At 65.8% G+C, this 21,956-nt stretch carries 15 protein-coding genes; 5 read left to right on the top strand and 10 right to left on the bottom strand.

Annotated features, from left to right (window positions below):
* Nucleotides 1-12: 12 nt before the first annotated feature.
* The 3 genes from NET02_RS15255 to NET02_RS15245 form a co-directional block, all read right to left on the bottom strand.
* Nucleotides 13-969: an ABC transporter permease gene (locus NET02_RS15255; protein WP_284058292.1), complete on the bottom strand. Its 957-nt coding sequence runs from the start codon at nucleotides 967-969 to the stop codon at nucleotides 13-15.
* The gene (locus tag NET02_RS15250) at nucleotides 962-1,942 is read right to left on the bottom strand and encodes an ABC transporter permease (RefSeq protein ID WP_284058291.1); all 981 of its coding nucleotides are present in this window, start codon (nucleotides 1,940-1,942) and stop codon (nucleotides 962-964) included. The genes NET02_RS15255 and NET02_RS15250 overlap by 8 nt, the downstream gene beginning before the upstream one ends.
* Nucleotides 1,943-2,004: 62 nt before the next feature.
* Nucleotides 2,005-3,783, bottom strand: coding sequence for an ABC transporter substrate-binding protein (locus NET02_RS15245; RefSeq protein ID WP_284058290.1), 1,779 nt, complete (start codon nucleotides 3,781-3,783; stop codon nucleotides 2,005-2,007).
* Between the two features lie 331 nt (nucleotides 3,784-4,114).
* Here NET02_RS15245 and NET02_RS15240 point away from each other — a divergent pair, with 331 nt between their 5' ends.
* A complete protein-coding gene (locus NET02_RS15240) occupies nucleotides 4,115-4,933 on the top strand; it encodes a Mut7-C RNAse domain-containing protein (RefSeq protein ID WP_284058289.1) in 819 nt (272 codons plus the stop codon).
* A gap of 41 nt (nucleotides 4,934-4,974) precedes the next feature.
* Here the strand turns inward: NET02_RS15240 and NET02_RS15235 are convergent, their stop codons facing one another.
* On the bottom strand, nucleotides 4,975-7,221 hold the full coding sequence (locus NET02_RS15235) for a putative bifunctional diguanylate cyclase/phosphodiesterase (RefSeq protein WP_284058288.1): 2,247 nt from the start codon (nucleotides 7,219-7,221) through the stop codon (nucleotides 4,975-4,977).
* Between the two features lie 323 nt (nucleotides 7,222-7,544).
* On the opposite strand from NET02_RS15235, the gene NET02_RS15230 reads away from it, so the two are divergent.
* Complete coding sequence (locus NET02_RS15230) at nucleotides 7,545-8,774, top strand: amidohydrolase/deacetylase family metallohydrolase (RefSeq protein ID WP_284058287.1); 1,230 nt, start codon at nucleotides 7,545-7,547, stop codon at nucleotides 8,772-8,774.
* 14 nt (nucleotides 8,775-8,788) lie between these two features.
* The gene (locus NET02_RS15225; protein ID WP_284058286.1) at nucleotides 8,789-9,691 is read left to right on the top strand and encodes a phosphotransferase family protein; all 903 of its coding nucleotides are present in this window, start codon (nucleotides 8,789-8,791) and stop codon (nucleotides 9,689-9,691) included.
* Nucleotides 9,692-9,732: 41 nt separating this feature from the next.
* Here the strand turns inward: NET02_RS15225 and NET02_RS15220 are convergent, their stop codons facing one another.
* From NET02_RS15220 to NET02_RS15210, 3 genes are all read right to left on the bottom strand, one after another.
* Complete coding sequence (locus tag NET02_RS15220; protein WP_284058285.1) at nucleotides 9,733-10,047, bottom strand: hypothetical protein; 315 nt, start codon at nucleotides 10,045-10,047, stop codon at nucleotides 9,733-9,735.
* A gap of 552 nt (nucleotides 10,048-10,599) precedes the next feature.
* On the bottom strand, nucleotides 10,600-13,743 hold the full coding sequence (locus NET02_RS15215; RefSeq protein ID WP_284058284.1) for a VPS10 domain-containing protein: 3,144 nt from the start codon (nucleotides 13,741-13,743) through the stop codon (nucleotides 10,600-10,602).
* A gap of 457 nt (nucleotides 13,744-14,200) precedes the next feature.
* A complete protein-coding gene (locus NET02_RS15210; protein ID WP_284058283.1) occupies nucleotides 14,201-16,150 on the bottom strand; it encodes an acetate--CoA ligase in 1,950 nt (649 codons plus the stop codon).
* Nucleotides 16,151-16,346: 196 nt separating this feature from the next.
* On the opposite strand from NET02_RS15210, the gene NET02_RS15205 reads away from it, so the two are divergent.
* Together NET02_RS15205 and NET02_RS15200 are read left to right on the top strand one after the other, a co-directional pair.
* Nucleotides 16,347-18,260: a putative nucleotidyltransferase substrate binding domain-containing protein gene (locus NET02_RS15205; RefSeq protein WP_284058282.1), complete on the top strand. Its 1,914-nt coding sequence runs from the start codon at nucleotides 16,347-16,349 to the stop codon at nucleotides 18,258-18,260.
* The gene (locus tag NET02_RS15200) at nucleotides 18,257-18,961 is read left to right on the top strand and encodes a 3'-5' exonuclease (RefSeq protein WP_284058281.1); all 705 of its coding nucleotides are present in this window, start codon (nucleotides 18,257-18,259) and stop codon (nucleotides 18,959-18,961) included. Before NET02_RS15205 ends, NET02_RS15200 begins: the two co-directional genes overlap by 4 nt.
* Before the next feature lie 48 nt (nucleotides 18,962-19,009).
* On the opposite strand, the gene NET02_RS15195 is transcribed toward NET02_RS15200, so the two are convergent.
* The 3 genes from NET02_RS15195 to NET02_RS15185 all read right to left on the bottom strand — a co-directional run bounded on the left by NET02_RS15195 (nucleotide 19,010) and on the right by NET02_RS15185 (nucleotide 21,533).
* Entirely contained in the window at nucleotides 19,010-19,267 is a 258-nt protein-coding gene (locus NET02_RS15195; protein WP_284058280.1) for a YggT family protein, read from the bottom strand.
* A 77-nt stretch (nucleotides 19,268-19,344) separates the two neighbouring features.
* Entirely contained in the window at nucleotides 19,345-21,243 is a 1,899-nt protein-coding gene (locus NET02_RS15190) for a sodium:solute symporter family protein (RefSeq protein WP_284058279.1), read from the bottom strand.
* Nucleotides 21,244-21,248: 5 nt separating this feature from the next.
* Nucleotides 21,249-21,533 (bottom strand): DUF4212 domain-containing protein, encoded by a 285-nt coding sequence (locus NET02_RS15185; RefSeq protein WP_284058278.1) that lies wholly within the window; start codon nucleotides 21,531-21,533, stop codon nucleotides 21,249-21,251.
* Between the last annotated feature and the right edge of the window lie 423 nt (nucleotides 21,534-21,956).

The following is a 21,956-nucleotide window of genomic DNA, read 5'->3' as shown; positions in this document are numbered from 1 at the left end:
CACTCATCCTCGCTAGTCGATCCGCGATCGCGGGTCGAGCGCGTCGCGCAGGCCGTCGCCGACGAAATTGAATGCCAGCACCGTGAGCGCGATCATCAGGCCGGGGTAGAAGCCCATCCACCAGGCCCGGTAATCGCGCAGGTAGGTAAACGCGTTCTGGAGCATATTGCCCCAGGAAGCAGTGGGGGGCTGGATGCCGAAGCCCAGGAAGGAGAGCGTCGACTCGGTCAGAATGGCGGCCGGGATACTGAGTGTGGCTGCAACGATGATCGGTCCCATCGCGTTGGGCAACAGCTCGCGGAAGATAATGGCCCAGGTGGGCACACCGATGGCACGCGCTGCCTCAGCGTACTCGCGGGTGCGCAGCGTCAGGAACTCGCCGCGCACCAGCCGGGCGACGTTCATCCAGCCGATGACACCGATGGCTGCGGAGATGATCAGAATGGTCGGGCTGCGAAAGCCGGCGAGCACGCCCATCAGGAAGAGCAGCGGCGGGAAGGCCAGGAGCAGGTCGGCGAGGCGCATAATGGCCATGTCGACCCAGCGCCCGAGGTAGCCGGCGATCGCACCCAGTGCCGCGCCGACCATGATCGAGATGCCAGTGGCGAGGAAGCCGACGGCCAGCGAGACGCGCGAGCCGTAGATTAGCCGAGAGAGCAGGTCGCGCCCGACCTGATCGCTCCCCATCGGGTGAGCGAGGCTCGGCTCGGCCGGGCGGCCGAACTGGGCGAGCTGCAGGTCGATAGCGTTGGGATCGTAGGGGGCAATCCAGGGGGCGAGCAGAGCCACGAGGAACAGCGCGAGGAGGAAGACGGCGCTGACGACCGCCAGCCGGTGTCGCAGGAAGCGCCGTCCGGTCAGCCGCCAGGGGCTCTCCGGCCGCTCGCTGACCAGCTCTTCGAGCGCGGTCGCCCGGGGCAAGCCAGTGGACAGTTCGGCTCGCTCGAAAGTCGCGTCGCGGTCAATCATAGCGCACCCTCGGATCGACGATGGCGTACAGGATGTCCGACAGCAACGTGCCGATCATGATCAGCACGGCCGAGAGCATCACGATGGCCATCACGACAGGGTAGTCGCGTTGCTGGAGCGAGTCCACAGCGAGCAGCCCCATGCCTGGCCAGGAGAAGATCGCTTCCACCACGATCGAGCCCTCGACCAAGATCACCAGGACGTAGCCGAGCAGGGTGATGATCGGGATGAGGGCGTTGCGCCAAGCGTGCTTGAGGATGACCACGTGCTCCGGGAGCCCCTTGGCACGTGCTGTGCGAATGTAGTCCTGCCGGATGACCTCGAGCATGGCGGCGCGCTGGTAGCGCATGTAGCCGGCCAGGCTGGCCAGGGTGACCGAGGTCACCGGCAAGATGTAGTGGGTGACAGTGTCGACGAGATGGTTCCAGAAGCCGGGTTCCACATAGGGACTGCGCATGCCGCGTACCGGCAGGAGCTGGATCTCGACGGCGAAGAGGTAGAGAAGCATCAGCGCCAGCCAGAACTGCGGGATCGAGATGCCGACGAAGTTGAACGCCGTCAGCACGTAGTCCAGCCAGGAGTACTGGCGCACGGCCGAGAGGATCCCCAGCGGCAGCGCGATCGCCAAGGTAATCACCAGCGAGACGCCAGCGAGCTTCATGGTATTGGGAAGCCGCTGCTTGATGACCTCGGTCACCGGCTGCTTCATCCGGATCGAGGTGCCGAGGTTGCCGCGCAAGACCTCTCCCAGCCAGTCGAAATACTGCAGATATGCTGGCTTGTCCAGCCCGTACTGCTTGCGCAGCCGTTCGCGATCCGCTTCGGTGATTACTCGCCCGGAGCTGCGCGACTCGAGCAGCATGACCGTCACCGGGTCACCGGGGATGCGTTTGAGCATGGCGAAGGTGATGATCGACACTCCCACCAGCAGCGGGATCATCCAGAGCAGTCGCCGCACGATGTAGGCGGTCATGTCGCGTCCTTCGCTCGGGCGACCCGGTCAGGCCGCGCGGGACGACCTGACCGGGTACGGCTTTACGACTGCTTCTTGTAGATCTTCTCCGGGAAGGCACGGTGGTACCACCGGATGCTGGGGGTATCCTCCGGGATCCCACCCAGCGCCCGGCTCACGACCCAGCCGTCCACGGCGCAGTAGAGCGGCAGGGCGGGAAGCGTCTTGAGCCGAGCCAGATCGAGCTCGTGGTACACCTTGACGCGTTCCTCCGGATCGACCGTGGTGCGGCCGAGCTCGATGAGCCGGTCGACCTCCGCGTCCTTGAACCACATGTAGTTGTCACCCGGTGGCCAGTTGGCCGAGTGGAGCTCGTTGTAGACATCGGGATCCTGCTCGAAGGGGTGCGGCCACTCCTGCAGTTCCATTGCTCGGCCCATCGGGTCGTCGTTGGGATCGTGCCACATCTGCTCGAGCGTCGTGTACTCGAGGACTTGGGGCACGACTTCGATCCCGACCTGGCTGAGCATCTGCTGGAGGATGACCTGACCGTTCTTGTACTCATCGAAACCGGAGTACGTCAGGAGCGTGAACGACATGCGCTGGCCGTCCTTCTGCCGGATGCCGTCGGGGCCGGGAGTCCAGCCGGCATCGTCGAGGATCTTCTTGGCCAGTTCGGGGTCGTACGGGTACTCCTCCGAGTAGTTGACATTGTCGTAGTCGTTGTACTTGTCGAGTGGCCCGGTGGTGGCGTACTGGTTCTCCGCCAGCAGGCCGCGCCCCTTGGTCACGGTGTCCATGAGTGACTTCTTGTCGATGGCGTGGGCGATCGCCTTGCGGACATTGAAGTCCTGCAGGATCGGGTGTTTGTGGTTGAAGGCGAGGGTAATCGGCGTGAAGTAGACGTAATTGAGAAGCATGAAGTTGGGATCGCTCTCGTAGCGCGGCTGCATCTCGGGAGGAACGAACATCATGTCGACCTCGCCGCGCTCGAGGGCCGCGGCGCCGGCGTTGGTGTCCTCCATGAAGAAGGCGGTGTAGCCGTCGGCCGCTGGCCGGCCCTTGTGGTACTCGTCGTAGCGCTCGAACCGGATCCACTGGGAGGGGTTCCACTCCACGAACTTGAAGGGGCCGGTACCGACCGGCTGCGTGTTGAACGGGTCGGTGTTGATATCGCTGGAGCCCTCGAGCAGGTGTTTCGGGATGATAGGGATCTGGGAGAGACCGTAGAGGAACGGGGCGAACGGCTCCTTCATCGTGAGGACGACGGTGCGGTCGTCGGGCGCTTCCCAGCTCACCCATTCACCGCCGACTTGGAGGCGCGAGCCGTAGGGGGTGTCGGTCTTCTCGTCCTTAATCGTCTCGAAGGTGAACAGGACATCGGCGGAGGTGAAGGGCGTACCGTCGTGCCACTTCGCCTCGAAGAGATGAAACGTCAGGGTCAGGCCGTCGCTGCTGTATTCCCAACGCTCCGCCAGGTCGGGGATGATGTTGCCTTTATCGTCGTACTTGACCAGCTTGTTGAAGCAGAGCCACTCGACCCAGTAGTCGGCGCTGTTGAGGATCGGGTTGCCGACTTGCTTGTCACCGAGCGTGTTGATGACGTTGACCATGCCCCCGGTCGCCTGCTCGGCTGCGGTCGGGGACGCTGCCGGAGCTGGGGTCTGGCCAGGAGCGGCAGTTTGGGCAGGGGCGGGTGTCTGCCCCGGCGCGGCCTCCTCCTGGCGGCAGGCGGCGAGCACCATGGCGACAGCCGGTGCCGAGAGGCCGAGCATCGCCGCGCGCCGCAGGATCGTGCGCCGGTCGTAGCGCCGCCGGGTTGCCTCTCGGATGAGCGCTTCCACTCGCGGATCGTACGTCATCTCAGCTCCTCCTCAGCTCTCCACTCGCTGCCTTCGACCTTCAGAGAACGCGCCGTGCTGCGCGCGAAGAACGCCAGCAGGCTAGCGCACGGCGGTGCCACTCCGCAAGTGGCTCATCCCTCGCCACGCGCCTCGCGGTAGGTTTCCCGTCCAACACTGCCATCTCCGCGCGGCGTCGCGCTGAAGTTATGCGTATTGTAGGTGAGCCTCCCGCCGAGCGTCAAGATACACCGTTTCCGGCCAGGTTGTCTTGAATTATCGCCCGTTACGGCAAGGTTCCGGCCACTTACTGATCGATCTCTGCCCGGAATCATCAGGGATAATTGTGCTGATGGAGAGCGAGCCGGTCGAGGCGGGCGAGATGCGTGAGCCGACTGGGCAGGTAACGCTCCGCTTCTATGCTGAGCTGAACGACTTTCTCCCGCCACCGCGGTGGCAGGTGGCGTTTGCTCATCCGCTGAGCAGCCGCACCTCGGTGAAAGATCTGATCGAGTCGCTCGGCGTGCCGCATACCGAAGTCGATCTCATCCTGGTCAACGGCGAGCCAGTCGATTTCGCCCACATCGTGCGGGATGGCGACCGCATCAGCGTCTATCCGATGTTCGAGTCGATCGACATCGCGCCGCTCGCGCGTCTGCGGCCACGCCCCCTGCGGGAGCCACGCTTCGTGCTCGACGTTCACTTGGGGAAACTCGCGGCGTACCTTCGGATGCTGGGGTTCGATACACTCTACGGGAATGACTACGACGACGAAGCCCTCACCCGTATGGCGACCAGCCAGCGCCGGATCCTGCTGACTCGCGACCGGGGCCTGCTCCGGCGTAGCGTGATTTCCCACGGCTATTACGTCCGGGCCACGGAACCGCGGCAGCAGCTCGTCGAGGTCATCCGCCGGTTCGATCTGCTGGGTTCGATTGCCCCGTTCCAGCGTTGCATGCGGTGCAATGGTCGGTTGACGCCCGTGCCCAAGCAGGAAATCGTTCACCGGCTGCCTCCTCGAACACGGCGCTACTACGACGAGTTCTATCGTTGCCAGGAGTGTGATCAGCTCTACTGGAAGGGCTCGCACTATCGGCGGATGCAGCAGTTCATCGAGCATCTGCAGGCGGGGGAGATAGCGTCACACAGTCGTGGCGGGGCGCTTGCCTGATGCTTGTGAGAGGAGAGTGCGAATCCTCGAGGCGAGGATCCCTACCGGATCTGGAGGAGGTCGGAGAAGTCGGTCGAGAGGTACTGCGCGAACTCCTCGGCGGGCATGGGGCCGCCGAAGTACGTGCCCTGTCCGAAATCGCACCCGAACGTGCGGAGCTGCCGGGCTTGCTCTGGCGATTCGATTCCTTCGGCAGTCACGGTGAGCCCCAGGATCTTCGCCAGACTGATCACTGCCTGAACCAGCGTGGTGTCGCGCTCGCTCTTGCCCAGCGCGCCGACCAGCGTGCGGTCGATCTTGAGCGTGTCGATCGGGAGACGCCGGAGCGCCGCGATCGCCGCATGTCCGCTCCCGAAGTCGTCGAGCGCCAGGCGGATTCCCAGGTTGCGGAGCGTGTGAAGCTGATCGAGCGCCGTAGCGAGGTCCCATGTCACCGCGCGTTCCGAGATCTCGATGCGCAGATGCTCCGGACGCAGCCCGGTCTGGCCGAGGATCGAGGTCACGGTCTCGAGCATGGTCGGCTCGCGCAGTTGCTTGGTGGAGAGGTTGACGCTGACCACGAGGTTCGTCTTTGCCGGGTACTCGAGTTGCCAGTCCTTGAGTTGCCGGCAAGCCTCTTCGAGCACAAGGCGATCGATCAAGAGAATCAGGCCGCTCTCCTCAGCGACCGGCAGGAACTCGTCGGGCTGGAGCATTCCGCGCTCGGGGTGTGGCCAGCGCACGAGCGCCTCGACTTCGCGGAGCGCGCCCGTTCGGAGCTCGACGACCGGTTGAAAATGGACTCGGAGCTCGCGTTGCTCGATCGCCTTGCGCAGGCCGCACTCGATCTCCAGGCGTCGCCAGGCCAGTGCCTCCATATACCCATCGAACAGCGCGTAGCGATCACGGCCGAGTCGTTTCGCTTCGTACATTGCCAGGTCGGCCCGGCGGATCAACTCATCGGGGTGCAGCCAGGGGTCGTCGGTCAGGGCGATGCCGATGCTCGCTGTGACGTAGACCGGCTGCCCAGCGAGCTCGACCGGCATTCCCATCTGCTCGAGGATGCGCATCGCGACGCGACGGGCTACATCCTCCTCGTGCAGGTCTTCGAGCAAGAGCACGAACTCGTCGCCACCCAGCCTCGCGATCGTGTCGCTGGGGCGAAGGACGGTAGCCAGTCGCTGCGCGATGACCTGGAGGAGCTGGTCGCCGGCGCGATGGCCGAGGGTATCGTTGATGAACTTGAAATTGTCGAGGTCGAGGAAGAGCACGGCGACCTTCCCGGGCCGCCGGCGCAGTCGAGCGAGCGCTTGCTCGAGGCGATCTAGGAGCAGGGCGCGGTTCGGCAGCCCAGTGAGCGGATCATGGAACGCCTGGTGGACGAGCTCCTGTGCCAGGCGCTCCTGCCCGGTCTCGTCGATGATGGTGCCGAGCCAGAAGGCGTGCTCGTGACCAGTCTCTCGGATCAGCCTGGCCTCGATGCGCACCCAGAGAATATCACCGGTGCGTCGTATCATCCGGCATTCTGCCGTGAACGATCGGCCACTCCTCAGGGCGCGAGTCGCTTCGCTGATTACCCGCTCGCGGTCATCGGGATGGACGATCCTCGCCAGGAAGGCTGTCCAGTCGCCGAGGCACTCGGCGGGCGCATAGCCGAGGAGCGAGGTGACTCGCGGGTTGATATAGCTGATCGTACCGGCGGTGTCGGCTAGGTAGGTCACGACCGGTGCATGCTCGACCAGGATTCGGTAGCGCCGCTCGGCTGCCTCTAGCTCTGCTGCCAGCCGGCGCTGGTGTCGCAGCATCTCCGCGACGTGGTACGCTGCGATGGTGACCAGCGCGAAGCCAGGGAGTTGCGTCACCACCTCCCGCACGAGGAGCCACGGGTCTGGACGCGCGATCATTGTCCCTGCCACCACGGCGAGGCTGTAGCAGAGCAGCCCCAGGTACGCCTGCCGCGCTGGTGCGAAGAGTGATCGGTAGAACAGACCCGTATAGACCACCGCAAGCGCATCGGCCGGCAACGACACGCTGCCGGTCAGAAGGGTGACAGCCAGCGCCTCGACCGCGACGTCGAGCGGCAGTTGCCGCTCCGTCCGATACCAGGCGATCCAGCGGAGCGCAAGCCAGATTATCGCACCGATGGCCAGCAGGCGTATCGGCGGCGGCTGCACGCTGGAAAGCGCCAGGTCAGGGATAGCAAGCAGGCCGAACAGGAGGACGAGCGACAGCAGAAGAAGCCGCACCCGTGTCAGAAGGTCGGCCGGGAAGGGGGAAAGCACTCGTGTAAACGCTGGCGGGACTTTCACGCAAGCGCTCTCTATTCCGGGCGACGAGCGATGTGCCGATTGACGAAAAACACAGCCCAAAGCGATCCAATCGCACCATGGTCCCTACCGTTCATTCTCTTCAATGGCGGCGGTGCTGGCTGTGGCCCGGTAGTCCCTATTTGCTTTTGGAGGATCGTACTAGCTCTCGCGAGGGCTGTGGATGCTCGGAGGAGAGCTGGCCCGAGAGCCGCGCTTGTCCCCAGAGAGGGTGGCCACAGCGGGAGATGGGGCTTGCACGCCGCGGTTAGCACGATAAAGTGGCAGAGAGATAGCGTGGTCGACCGGGAGGCGAGGAGTGCTTTATGGCAGGAGCAACATCCACCAGCGCGGAAGGGGCAGCACCGCAGTTCGACACGGTAATTCTCGGTGGTCACGTCATCGATCCGGGTGCGGGCGTCGTCGGACAGTTCGACGTCGGCATCCGCGAGGGGCGGATCGCCGCGGTCGAGCCCTCGCTCGCGAGCGCGCGGGCCGAGCGAGTCATCGATGCCCGTGGCCAGATCGTGACACCCGGCCTGATCGACCTGCACACACATGTCTATTGGGGTGTCACCTACTGGGGTATCGAAGCCGATCCGGTCGCGGCACGCAGCGGCGTGACCACCTGGCTGGATGTCGGCAGTGCCGGGTCGTATACCTTTCCCGGTTTCCGGCGCTATATCGTCGAGCCGAGCCGGGTGCGGATCTACGCGCTGCTCAACCTCTCGGCGATCGGACTGGTTGCACCCACCTGGGAGTTCGCGAACCTGGACTACTGCGACCTGGAGCTCGCGGCGCAGATTGTCGAGCGGAACCGCGACCTGATCCTGGGCATCAAGGCCCGGATCGACCGCAACACGACCCGTGGCGTGGGGGTCCGGCCACTGGAGCTGGCCCGTGAGCTGGCAGACGGGCTCGGCTTGCCACTGATGGTGCACATCGGCCAGGGCCCGCCGACGATCGACGAGGTGGCGGCGCTCCTGCGGCCCGGCGACATCCTCACGCACTGCTTCACCGGGGGTACCATGCGCATCCTGACCGAGGACGGCAAGGTGCACCCGGTCATCCGCGAGTTGCACGATCGCGGGCTGGTGCTCGATATCGGGCACGGGGCGGGTTCGTTCAGCTTCCCAGTGGCCGAGGCCCTGCTCGAGCAAGGCCTGCTGCCCGACGTGATCAGCAGCGACATCCACCAGCTCGCCATCCAGGGGCCAATGTTCGACCTGCCGACCACGCTATCCAAGTTCCTGGCCCTAGGGATGAGCTTGCCGGAGGTGATCGAGCGCGCTACCGTCGCGCCGGCCCGCGTGATCGGACGGCAGGATCTGGGGACGCTGAAGCCTGGCAGTTTGTCCGACGTCGCGCTCTTCCGCATCGAGGAGGGCGAGTATACCTTTTACGACGTGGAGATGACGTCTCGTCGAGGCACGAAGCGGCTGGTGAACACGCTGACGCTACTCGGCGGTGAGCCGTTGCCCCTCATCCCGGAGAGCGAGCGGCCGGTCTGGGCGGTGCTGCCAGAACACCAGCGCCCGATCCTTCAGTATCGCTAGTAGACGCCTCCAAGATGGCTGCCCACCGCGTGGCCCCTGGCGATGAGCTCGATCCGCTCGCGGTCTTGCGAGCGCTCGGCCTGGAGGACGCAAGGGCGGTGGAGCCAGTAGCGGGTGGCTGGGATACGGCCCTCTGGCGCGTCGAGCGTAGTGGAGCATCGAGTGCGCTGCGGCTGTTCCGCCCGGAGCAGGCGAGCATCGCTCGGCGCGAGGCGCTGGCGCTGCGCGCGCTCGTGGGGCACGTCCCCGTGCCCGAGGTCCAGGCCGAAGGGACGTGGCACGGGCGGCCAGCCCTGCTGCTTTCCTGGGTGCCGGGCCGGCCGCTAGCCCATGCGCTGCGGGCCCGTCCCTGGCTGGCCGGGAGGCTTGGACACGCCTTCGGGCGAGCGCAGGTACGGATCCACGCGGTGCCAGTTACCGAAGCCCTGCGCCAGCTCGAGACTGATTGGATCGCCTTGGCTGGTCCTGGGGAGGAAGCCCTGCAAGCGCGGCTACGCGCCCTGCCGCCGCGTGCCGATGCGCTCATCCACCTCGATTACCACCCGCTGAACGTGATGGTGGAGGGAACTAAGGTCACCGGCGTGCTCGACTGGGCGAACGTCTCGATCGGTGACGCTCGAGCTGACCTGGCCCGGACGTTGAGCATCCTCCGCCTGGCGCCGTCACCGCCGGGGTTTCCCGAGCGCCTGCACGGTCTCATCACCCGGCTGCTGGAACTGGGCTGGCGCCACGGCTATGGGCAGCGGTTCGGTGATCAGGCGGAGATGGCGCTCTTCTATACCTGGGCTGGCGTCGTCATGCTCCGCGATCTCGCGCCGAAGGTTGGCCGGCCTGGCGTCTGGCTCCGGACACATCATCTCGACGCGGTGCGACGATGGACCGAGGCCTGGAAGCGGCGCGCCGGGAGTCCTCCATGATGACCGGCTCACTGGCGGGCGTAGCTCGCCCAAAGGGCTGGCTATGGCTCGAGCGAAATCGTCGGCTTGGGGAACCCCAGGCGCTCGATGATCGGTAGCGCCTCCTTGAGGCGCACGAGTAGCGCGCGGTAGCGGGCTACCTGCTCGGGCGTCATCTGGCCGGTACGGTACGGACCATCAAGGTAACGCTCCAGTCGAGTGAGATTGCGTCTCCAGGCAAGCATTTCAGAGTAGTGCCATGGATCGTTCGGGTCACCATCCCAGTCCTCTTGGAGCCGATAGAGATCAGCGATGGCGTGAGCAAACATTTCCAGTTCGGTCTCGATATCGGTCGTCAAAGGTGCCGACGTAGCCATCGCACATTCTCCCGTCTTGGAACATGAATAAAGTCATGCTGAAGGTCTTCAGGTTGAAATACCGTGGTCCAGTGCCCGAGTCCTAGGCGGTATTCTACCACGATCCAGTCGCCGCCCTTAGGACCACGCATCGAACCCGATGGTCCTATGACGGCGAGCTGATGCTCCCGATAATACTGGCTGGTCATGATGCTGCTTCTCGGGTCAAGCACCACCATACGCGCGCTAGCGAGATACTGCTCGAACGTGGTGTCCTCCGGCCACTCTCGCTGCTCGATGACATGTTTCCGAAAGTGCTTCTCGGCTGCAGTCCTTCCCCGCCGGTCCGGCCGCGGGTCGAACCCGGCGTGAGCGACGTGCTCGAGTACCTCCCGCAGCTCCTCGTCAGACAGCCGGCGCGCTCCGGTCGCGGCCGCCAGAATGAGTTGGTCAGCGCGCGAGGGTGAGCCGCCAGCGGCTGGCGGCGGCAGGCGAAACAGCGCCACGGATGCCCCGCCGCGTTCCGAGCCGCGGGCATCGCGGGAGCCACGCTGGCGCTCGGCCATTCGCGGCCTAGACGGCGACAACCGCCGCCGACTCGGCGACCATGCGATTGAACGCGGCCACGTCGCGCTCGATCAGCTCCTCGAGCCGGGCGAGCTGGGCATCGACGCGCCCGCTGAGATCGGCGAACGCCTCGTACGCCTGCCGGGTGGGCCGGCTGTCGGCCGAGCCGATGGCCGTGGCCAGGCCGGCCATCTTGGCGTTCAGCTTGAGCGGGTAGTTGAGCACATCTTGCCGTCCTTGCGCGCGGTACTGGATCAGCTCGCCTTCGATCTCGAGTAGCCTCTCGCGCAGTTCCCTAGCCTTCTCGCGGATCTCGGCGAGATCTTCTCGCGTCTCCCACACCTCGAGCTGGCGGCGTAGCTTCCGGATCCGGTTGATCGACTCGTGCGTCTCGGAGAGCTTGCGCCAGACCTGAAGTGCCAGCTCGAACTGCTCGCGCAGGTCGGCATCGCTCGCCTCGATCCGCGGGTCGCGCACCACCTCGAACGACTCTGTCCAGGACTGCTCGCCGATCGTCAACCGCACCTGGTACCGCCCCGGTGGGACGAGCGGGCCGAGTACGCCGCCGGCGAACTCCATCGACTTGTCGTCCGGCACCTTGACGGCGTCGGGGTAGCGCAGGTTCCAGACGAAACGGTGGAAGCCGGGCGTCTTGGGAACCAGTGGCTCCTTCGATTCCTCCTCGCCGGGCTGTGGCTCCTTCTTCTCACTGGAGTAGGAGCGGATCGCGTTCCCCTCGGCGTCGAGGATCGTGAGCGTCACCTCGCCCTCCGGCTGCTCGCGGAGGTAGTAGGTGATGATCGCGCCGTCTGGCGGGTTCTGCCCGGCATCGAGGTAAACTTCGACCTTCTCGCCGGTCTCGGTCTGGCGCGTCTCGAAGGCAACTTGGGTGGCTCCGGTCATGCGGTAGTTCACGCCGGGCGCTGGGGGATGGCCGAAGCCGCGATAGGTGCGGAAGCGAACGGTGGTACGGGGCGGGAAGAGGTGGGCGGGCTGCTCGAGCTGGGCGGGTTCGAACTGCCGCAGCGGCGTGAGATCGTCCAGGATCCAGAAGCTTCGGCCGTGGGTCGCCACCACCAGGTCGCTGTCCTTGACCGCCAGGTCGTGGATAGGGACGACCGGCAGGTTGCTCTGGAAGCGGTGCCAGCTCGCCCCGTCGTCGAACGACACGTAGAGACCAGTCTCCGTCCCGGCGTAGAGCAGCCCGCGACGATTGGGATCTTCGCGGATGACCCGGGTGAAGTCGTCCTCTGGGATGCCTTCGGTGATCTGCGTCCAGGTCTGCCCGTAGTCGGTCGTCTTGAACAGGTAGGGGCGAAAGTCGTCCAGCTTGTACCGGGTGGCGGCCAGGTAGGAGGTGGCCGGGTCGTGGGGCGAGGGTTCGATGATGCTGATCAGCGCCCATTCCGGCAGGTCGGGTGGGGTGACGTTTTGCCAGGTCTGGCCGCCGTCGCGGGAGACATGCACCAGGCCGTCGTCGGAGCCAGCCCACAGGACACCAGGGGCGACCGGCGACTCGGCGAAGGCGAAGATGGTGCAGTAGTACTCGGCGCCGGTGTTGTCCTTGGTGATCGGCCCGCCGGAAGGCTGGAGCTTCTCCGGGTCGTTGCGGGTGAGGTCGGGGCTGATCACCTCCCAGCTCATCCCGCCATCGCGCGAGCGGTGGACGACGTTGGAGGTGACGTAGAGGGTGTCTGGGTCGTGCGGCGAGATGGCGATCGGGTACGTCCATTGGAAGCGGTACTTCGCCTCGATGGCGCCAGCGCCGAGCGTGCTCTCGGGCCAGACCTGGATGTTCTGGATCTGGCCGGTCTTGCGGTCGTACCGGGTCAGATAGCCCAGGTAGCTGCCGGCGTAGACGATGTCGGGGTTCTGGGGGTGGACGGCGATGTAGCCGCTCTCGCCGCCGCCGACCTCGTGCCACTCGCCCTGGCTGATCGCGGCCAGGTGGGAGCGGCTGGGGCCGGAGATGGTGGTGTTGTCCTGCTGGGCGCCGTAGACGCGATACGGGAAGCGGGTATCGACAGTGACGTGGTACATCTCGGCCGTCGGCTGGTTGTAGAGATCCGACCAGGTCTGGCCGCCGTCGAAGCTGACGCAGGCGCCGCCGTCGTTGCCGTTGATCATCCGGCGGGGATTCTTCGGGTCGATCCAGAGCGCGTGGTTGTCGCCATGTGGGACGGGAACCTGGAAGAAGGTCTTGCCCCCGTCGTTCGATTTCCAGGCCTCGACGTTCAACACCCACACGGTCTCCGGATCCTGAGGGTCGGCGTAGATATGGTGGTAGTACCAGGCACGCTGCCGGAGGTTGCGGTCTTCGGAGCAGCGCTCCCAGGTGTCGCCGTAGTCGTCCGAGCGGAAGACGGCCCCGTCCTCGGCCTCGACGATGGCCCAGACGCGGCCGGGCTTAGCCGGCGAGGCGGTCACCCCGATCTTGCCGATGATCTCGCCCTTGGGCAGGCCCTTGTTGCGGGTGATCTCCTCCCAGGTATCGCCGCCGTCGAAGGAACGGAAGAGCCCGCTCCCCGGCCCGCCGCTGACGAGCTCCCATGGCCGGCGGATCGCCTGCCAGAGCGCCGCGTAGAGAATGCGCGGGTTGTTCGGATCGAGCGCCAGGTCGATCGCGCCGGTGTGCTCGTCGCGGTAGAGCACCTTCTGCCAGGTCTTGCCGCCATCGGTCGAGCGGAAGACGCCGCGCTCCTCGTTGGGGCCGTGGGCGTGCCCGAGCGCGGCGACGTAGACGATGTCCGGGTTCTGCGGGTGGATGACGATCTCGCCGATGTGGCGGGTATCGGCCAGCCCGCAGTGAATCCAGGTGCGGCCGCCGTCGGTGGACTTGTAGACGCCGTCGCCGTGGGAGACGTTCCCGCGGATGCAGGTCTCACCCATGCCGACATAGATCACGTTCGGGTCGGCGTCGCTCACCGCGATGGCGCCGACAGAGGCGCGTTTGAAGAAACCGTCGGAGATGTTCTTCCAGTAGCGGCCGCCGTCAGTTGTCTTCCAGACGCCGCCCCCGGTAGATCCGAAGTAGAAGGTGAGCGGGTCGGTCGGGTGGCCCGCGACCGCGACGACGCGCCCACCCCGGAATGGGCCGATCAGCCGGAACTCGAGCGCCTGATCGAGATCCCGCCGTCCACGCTCGGCCATCGTGCTGCTCCCTCCCGTTCGCCTCGTCGCCGCGCGCCCATCTCCCTTCCGCATCGAGGGCGCGCCGCGCCTGTTGTCGCGCAGGGAGCGGGAGCTGTCAAGGGCGGCCGCTCGCTCCATTCCGTGCTCAGGCTGTATCTCCTAACGTGTCAGACGACGGAACGGGGGTGAGCGTTACCCTGGGTTGCAGGGGCGAATCACCATTTGCCCGTGCAAGCGTGTGGATCTCCGCTTCGCGCCACCAGGGTAGGCCAGGCGACGGTCTACAGTCGCAAGCGACTGCGCCGGGGCGGCGGCTGACGTGCGAACAGTTCGCACAGCGATGTCTCCACGCGCTCGCGCGCAAGGAGCCGGCTAGAAGCCGGCTCACCGGCAGGCCAGTCCCTCGCAGGGGATAGAGACTTGAGCGCGGGGCTCTAGCGCTCGGCGCAATAGAGGCGCACGGCGCTGGCAGCCGTCACTTGTCGTCCGAGGTCGACACTGTCTCGGACTCGAGCCAGGTACCGACCTTGAGCATCTCCTTCAGTTGCAGCCAGGCGGCCCGTGCCTCCTCGACGCTGCCTTCCTCCTCGATGGTCGAGATGTCGCCGGGGTCGCGATCGAGGATGACCGCCTTCAGTACGCGGCGCATGATCTTGCCGCTCCGCGTCTTCGGCAGGAGGCGGACGAAATTCAGCTCGCCGATCACCGCCACCGGGCCCAGCTCGCGGCGGACGGTCTCGATCAGCTCGCTCTCGAGCTGCTCCGACGGCTGGTACCCCTCCTTGAGCGTGACGAAGGCGGAGATCACCTCGCCGCGCAGCGGGTCCGGTCGTCCGGTCACACCTGCCTCGGCTACAGCCGGGTGGCGCAGCAGGGCGTTTTCGACCTCGATGGTGCCGATCCGGTGATCGGCGATCTTGATGACCTCGTCGGCGCGCCCGGCGAACCAGAAGTAGCCGTCCTCGTCAACCATCGCAGCGTCGCCGGTGAAGTAGACGCCGGGGATACGCTGCCAGTAGTCGCGGTCGTACCGCTCCGGCTCGCCCCAGAGGGTCGGGGTCAGGCCCGGGAAGGGGCGCCGGATCACTGCGATGCCGCGCTCGCCTGGTGGAAGCGGGGTGCCATCCATCGAGACCACCGCGACGTCCATGCCGGGTAGCGGCATACCGGCCGAACCAGGCTTGATCGGCAGCATCGCCAGGCCGTACGGGTTGCCGACGACTGGGCCACCGGTCTCGGTCTGCCACCAGTGGTCGAGCACCGGGATGCGATCCTGGAAGACCTCCTTCTGCAGCCACTCCCAGGCCGGTGGGTTGAGCACCTCGCCGGCGCAGACCACGCGCTCGACCGACCGCAGGTCGAAGCCGCGCGCGGGCTCTGTCCCGTACTTCATCAACAAGCGGGCCGCGGTGGGCGAGGTGAAGATCCCGGTGACCTGGTTCTCCTCGACGATGCGGTAGAAGGTCTGCGGGCTCGGGTGGTCGAGCGCGCCCTCGTAGGCGATGGTGGTGCAGCCGATGAGGAGCGGCGCGTAGACGATGTAGCTGTGCCCGACGATCCAGCCGATGTCGGAAGTCGACCACCAGACGTCGGTCGGCTTGAGACCGAAGCACCACTCGCCGGTGCTGCGGATGCCGACCTGGTAGGCTCCGTGGCTGTGCACGGCCAGCTTGGGCTTGGCCGTTGTGCCGGAGGTGGCGAGGATGAAGGCCGGCTCGTTGGCTTCCATCGGGACATAGCCGTCGTCCTGTCCCTGACCCAGTGCCAGGAAGTCCTCCCACGAGATGTCCCTCCGAGGCTGCATCGGCACGTCCTGCTCGCCGCGGCGCAGGACGACGACGGAGCGCACCGTCTCGGCACCGGCCGCCAGTGCCTGGTCGACGATCTCCTTGAGGGCGATCGGCTTGCCCCGGCGCCAGGTCACGTCGGCTGTGAAGACCGCCTTCGCTCCGGCCATCGTGAGCCGGTCGTTCAGCGCGCCTGCCCCGAAGCCGGCGAATACGACCAGGTGGATCGCGCCGATCCGGGCAGTTGCCAGCATCAACATGATCGCTTCCGGGCAGGTCGGCATGTAGATACCCACCCGGTCGCCTCGCTCGATGCCGAGGCCTCGGAGCGCGGCGGCGAGGCGCTTGACCTGGCGCAGGAGCTGGCCATAGGTGTAGACGCGCCGCTCGCCCCGCTCGTTCTCAGCGATCAGCGCCGCGTGCCCGCCCCAGCCGCGCTCCACATGATGGTCGAGCGCGGCGTAGCACAGGTTGGTCTGGGCGCCCGCGAACCACCGGAAGGTTGGCGGCTCCCACTCGAACACGCGGTCCCAGGTCCGGAACCAGGGAGCCTTCCGGGCGGCGCGGGCCCAGAACTCTTCGGGATCGGCCTTCGCCTCTCGCTGCCAGCGTGCGACGATCGGATTGACCACTTCCATCGAGCACCTCCCTGGACAGCTCGCGGTCTGCGGCACCAGCTCGATTGACCTCGCGGCTACAGCCTCACTGTAATAGTTGATTGCCTGGTTGTCCAGACTCCCAAGCCACCGGTGCCGTACGGACGGGCACGGTCGATGGCAGCGCGGTCGTGTAGCCCGGTATAGTTACCGCGAGCTCCAGGAAAGGCACACCGGCATGGACAATGTCGTCCTCGACTCGACTGTCGCCTTTTTGCAGCGGATACCACCGTTCCAGTTCTTGCCGGAGCCGACGCTGCGGCGTGTCGCTGCCCAGGCGGAGATCCACTACTTCCCGAAGGGCACGGCGCTCATCCGCCGCGGCGGAGCACCCGCTGAGTACCTCTACGTGATCCAGCGCGGCGGCGTAAAAAAGTCGGTCAGATCCGAGGATGGCGAAGAGACAGTGGTCGAGATCGCGGGCGAGGGAGACCTCGTCGGCGTGCTCTCGGCCGTGGATCACACCGCCGGCCATCTCGACGATATCGCGCTGGAAGACACCGTCTGCTACGCCATTCCCCGTGCGGTCGTAGACGAGCTTATGGCGACCGAGCCAGCCTTTACCCGTTACCTGCTGCACGCGCTGCAACAGGCGCTGGACGTGAGCCTGGAGGCTCTCCGCCAGCGGGCGGCGCTCTGGGAGAGTGACGGCTCGTTCCTGCTCGCCGCGCGCTGCCGGGATATCGCCCGCTCACCGGTGTTGACCTGCTCGCCGGCGACTCCGATCCAGGAAGCCGCGCGACGGATGACGGAGCACCGGGTTAACTCGATCGTCGTTGTCGACGAGGCTGGACACGGAAGCGGCATTGTCACCGACTGGGACCTGCGGGAGCGTGTCGTCGCCGCTGGCCTCGACTACCTGCAGCCCGTGAGCCAGATCATGAGCAGCCCACTGGTCACCGTCGCGGGCGACGAGCCGGTCGCTGAAGCCATTCGGCTGATGATCGCCAGGAACATCCATCACCTCGTCGTCGTGGACGGTGCCAGGCCGATCGGGATGATCACGGGCTACGACCTGGTCGTGCGCCAGGGAACCAGCCCGGTCTTCATCGCAAAAGCGATCGACCGGGCCAGCGACCCGAAGGCCATGAGGTCGCTCCTGGAGCAGGTGCAGCGGCAACTCTTCCCGTTCCTGCTCGCGCGTGGGGTGCGGGCGACCCAGCTCGGCTACATCGCGGCCGAGATCAACGACCGGATCATCGCGCGGCTGCTAGCCCTGCTCGAAGCCGAGCTCGGCCCGCCCCCCGTGCCTTACTGCTGGCTGGTGCTGGGTAGCGAAGGGCGCCGCGAGCAGACGATCAAGACGGATCAGGACAACGCACTCCTCTATGCCGACCCTCCCGAAGGCGAGGAGGATGCCGCGCGCGACTACTTCCTCGAACTCGGCCGGCGCGCCGTCGAGGGGCTGGTGGCGGTCGGCTTTCCTCCCTGCTCCGGCCGCTACACGGCCGATAACCCGGAGTGGGTACAGCCGCTGGCGCGCTGGCGACGGCGCTTCGAGGCGTGGGTCGCGGTACCCGAGCCGGAAGATGTGCTCAGCTCGTTGATCTTCTTCGACTTCCGTGGCGTGCACGGGGACCTTGCGCTCGCCGATCAGCTCCGCCGGTACATCACGGAGCTGATGCCGCAGAGCGGGCTGTTCCTCGTTCACGTGGCCGGCATCTCGACCGCGCAGGGCCCACCGCTCGGCTTCCTCGGGCAGTTCGTCGTGGAGCGCTCAGGGGAGCACAAGGACCAGCTCGACCTCAAGCACGGTGGGACCGGCGCCATCGTGAACCTCGTTCGCCTCTTCGCGCTCCGGCATGGCGTGGAGGAGACCAACACGCTCAGCCGCCTGGAGCGGCTCAAGGCTGCCGGGCAGATGCAGGACGAGCTGGCGAACGACCTGGCCGAGGCTTTCGAGTTCTTGCTGAGCCTGCGCTTTCGCCAGCAGTGGGAAGATCTTCGAGCTGGCAAGCCGATCTCGAACTTCATCGATCCACGCCAGCTCTCGTCGCTCGAGCGGCGCCTGCTCAAGGAGTCGTTCAAGATCATCGGTCGAGCGCAGGCAGTAGTCCGGCAAGAGTTCTCTGTGGAGCACGGCATGGCATGAGCTGGCACGGCGGTCGCCGCCATGCGCTCCAGCCGCTGGTCGAGCGCCTGCGATCGATCCGCTCGCTCTCCCGCCAGCCGCTCGCCGAAACGGCGTTCACGGTGGTCGATACCGAGCTGACGGGCCTCGATCCCGACTCGGACGAGATCCTGGCCATCGGCGCCATCCGGATGATCGGGACACGCATCCTGGTGGGAGAGACCCTCTTCTCTGCCATACGCCCGGAGCGCCGGGCTTGGGGCGCAAGCGTGCCTGTCCATGGGATTCGGCCGGTGGATGTGCAGCACGCTTCTCCGGCAGAGGCCGTGTTGCCGGCCCTGATCGATTTCTGCAAGGGAACCGTGATGGTGGGCTATGGGGTCGACCTGGATCGCCGAGTCCTGGAGCGGAGCCTGGCGCGTTTAGGGAAGGATGAGCTGCCTCGCCTGTGGCTCGATATCGCCCGGGTGGAGCGCTGGCTGCGCTCGCGCGCGGGCCGGCTCCCGGAAGCCGGCGCATCGGAGCGGTTGCCCACCCTCGCCACGCTGGCGCAGCAGGAAGGCATCCCAGTTCCGGCCACCCATCATGCTCTGGCCGACGCCTTCGTGGCGGCTCAGCTCTGGCAGCGTCAACTCGCCCGGCTGCTGGCAGAGAGGGTCACGACTGTGGGAGACCTGGCGTTGATCGGCGCGTTACGCCGCAGTGCCGGGCCACGGCGGTAGGCTGTGCGAGCGATCTGCGGGGAACGGGTACTCGTGCTTCCGGTCGCCTCAGCCCGCCCGGAGCAAGGGGAGCAAGAGGATACGCAGCGCGATGATCAAGAGCAGCGCGGCGAGCGGCACCAGGCGTTCGGGGATCGGCAGCATGCGGCGAACGACCTGGTAGACCGGCTCGGTCGTGCGGCGGAAGAACTCGGAGAAGAAGGTGCGGGTGTCGCCGGTGATCAGGGTGAGCGCGATCCGCCCGATGATGAGCCACATCAGGAGCGAGAGCGCGATATTGACGAGGTGTCCGATCAGCTCCGCCATCTATCCCCTGTTCGACACGCCCGCGGCATAAGGAGCGGGGCGCCGGAGCAGCAACCCCGGCGCCCCCCTGGTACACGTCAGTCCTCGCCACCGGCAACCGCCCCAGGCTGAGGCGCGACCTTCAGCTCGCCCACCGGGATACGGAGCTGCTCGACCATGTCTTGGATGTGCTTCGGCGAGGGCGCCGTCGCCAGGCTCACGATCACCTGCAGCGCGAAGTTGACGGCCATACCGAAGATCCCGGCAGAGAGGTGCGAGAGGCCGAGGATCGTGATGTTCGGGTTCACGTAATTAGCGGCCATGTACGCGATGCAGGTCAGAAGCCCGCCGATCATCCCGGCGATGGCTCCGTTCGCGTTCGCGCGCTTCCAGAAGATGCCGAGCAGCAGCACTGGGAAGAAGGTCGAGGCCGCCAGCGAGAAGGCCCAGGCCACCATCTGCACGATCAGCGCCAGGCGCGGGATCGCGGCCAGACCGGCGAGCACCGCGGCGATGAGGATCATCACCCGGCTCATCAGGAAGCGCCGGCCGTAGCTCGCGTTGGGATTGATGATCTTGGCGTAGATGTCGTGCGAGAGTGCCGTAGAGATCACCAGCAGCAGGCCGTCCGCGGTGGACAGCGCCGCCGCCAGTCCACCAGCCGCCACCAGCGCGGCGATGGTGAATGGAAGGCCAGCGATCTCCGGGGTGGCCAGCACCACGATATCACCCACGATCTGGAGCTCGCTGAACTGCAGGATCCCGTCGCCGTTGGCGTCGTTGATCGTCAGCAGCCCGGTCTGCACCCAGTTGTTGACCCAGGCCGGGAGCGTGGCGATCTGCTGTCCCACGACGCTGCGGAGCACCTCCCAGCGGGAGAAGGCGGCGTAGGCCGGCGCGGTGAAGTAGAGCAGGTAGATGAAGAAGAGCGACCAGCCGACGCTCAGCCGGGCATCTTTCGGGCTGGGAACGGTGTAGTACCGGATCAGGATGTGCGGCAGCCCGGCCGTTCCTGCCATCAGACAGAACGTGAGAGCCAGGAACTCCCAGGGCGTGCCCACCCAGTCGCGGTTGACCATCGGCTCCGGCGCCGGGAGGCCGATCTCCGACAGCGAGCGCACGGCCGACGCGTTGGACAGCGCCGTCTTGAACGGCTCGACGTACGACGAGAGGTTCAACTGCCGCTCGATCTGCACGATCTGGTTCAGCGCCTCGCCGTACATGAGCTGCGGGAAGGGGATGCCGGTGAGCCGCGCCGAGAGCACCGTCACCGGGATCAGGTAAGCGACGATGAGGATGATGTACTGGGCCACCTGCGTCCAGGTGATCGACTTCATCCCGCCCAGGAACGAGCAGAGCAGTACCCCCGCCAGACCGACGAAGACGCCGACCCGGTAGTCCAGTCCGAAGAAGCGGCTCATGATGATGCCGACGCCGGTCACCTGTGCCGTGACGTAGGTGAAGGAGACGATGATGGCGCAGATGGCGGCGACCAGGCGGGCCAGCTTCTCGCGCTCACCGAACCGCGCGGCGACGAAGTCCGGGATCGTGAACTGCCCGAACTTGCGAATATAGGGGGCGAAGAGCAGCGCCAGCAGCACGTAGCCGCCGGTCCACCCCATGATGTAGGCCAGGCCGTCATAGCCGAGGAGCCAGAGCGTGCCCGCCATCGAGATGAACGAGGCGGCGCTCATCCAGTCGGCGCCGGTCGCCATACCATTGAAGACGGCGGGCACACGCCGCCCGGCGACATAATACTCATCGAGCCGGCGGGTGAAGTTGAGGATGCCGATGAAGGCGTAGATGCCGAGCGTGAGCAGGATGAACAGCCAGCCGATGACGCGGTTGGGCAGCCCGGCATAGAGTTCTAGGAGCATGGTGAAGAGCGTAAAGAGGATCAACCCGACCAAGAACGCGCCGTAGTACCGTGCCAGTCGGCTCTGGAAGACCGAGATTTCCTTGCGCGTGACCCGGACGTACGACCCTTCCTGCGCCATCTTCGCTACTCCTCCTCGTCGAAGCCGTACTTCTTGTCGATCACGCGGTTCATGCGCAGGGCGTAGATAAAGATCAGGATCACATAGACCGTGATGGCCCCCTGGCTAGAGAGCCAGTAGCCGAGCGGGAACCCGGTGAGGATATGGATGTTGTTCAACGCCTTGGCGAACGGTGGATGCAGGTAACTGACGACGAACCAGATCGCGAGCAGGATGATGATCAGGCGCCAGTTCTCACGCCAGTAGGCCGCGATCCGGCTCTGCTCCGCCTGCGATCGCTGGTCTTCCATCACATTCCTCCCCATCTCGCGCTTTATGGCCGAACTGAGCGATGGAGTATCGATCGTCGAGTCGATCTCCCTCCTTTCGTCTTGCACTGCTGGCTTCGCAATGCTCGGTCCTGCCGCACCTCCTTCCTCCGGTCGGCATTCACGGTTGCCGAACCGAATTCAGGCACCCTCCGCTTCGCTCACACAGTCCCGCTCAATCTCAGGCAATGACGCAGCAGGCCAGCGCCTGGAGGTTGATGAGCCACCTGGCTCCGGCGGGCAGCCCAGACACGCCGGGCCAACCCTATGTCCTCAGACGGCTCACAAAGAACTGAGCGCTGGCCACCGCCAAAGTCGCTGCTCATCGCGCCGGTCGCGGCTTCGTGCTGCTCGTTGAATACATCGCTCGTACGGAAGGGAGCGACAGCCTATTTCTGCTTCTTC

Origin of the sequence: Thermalbibacter longus (genome assembly GCF_023806485.1) — a bacterium.
GTDB lineage: Bacteria > Chloroflexota > Chloroflexia > Thermomicrobiales > Thermomicrobiaceae > Thermalbibacter > Thermalbibacter longus.
The sequence above is the reverse complement of the archived record's forward strand: the minus strand, read 5'-3'. Positions and strand labels throughout refer to the sequence as shown.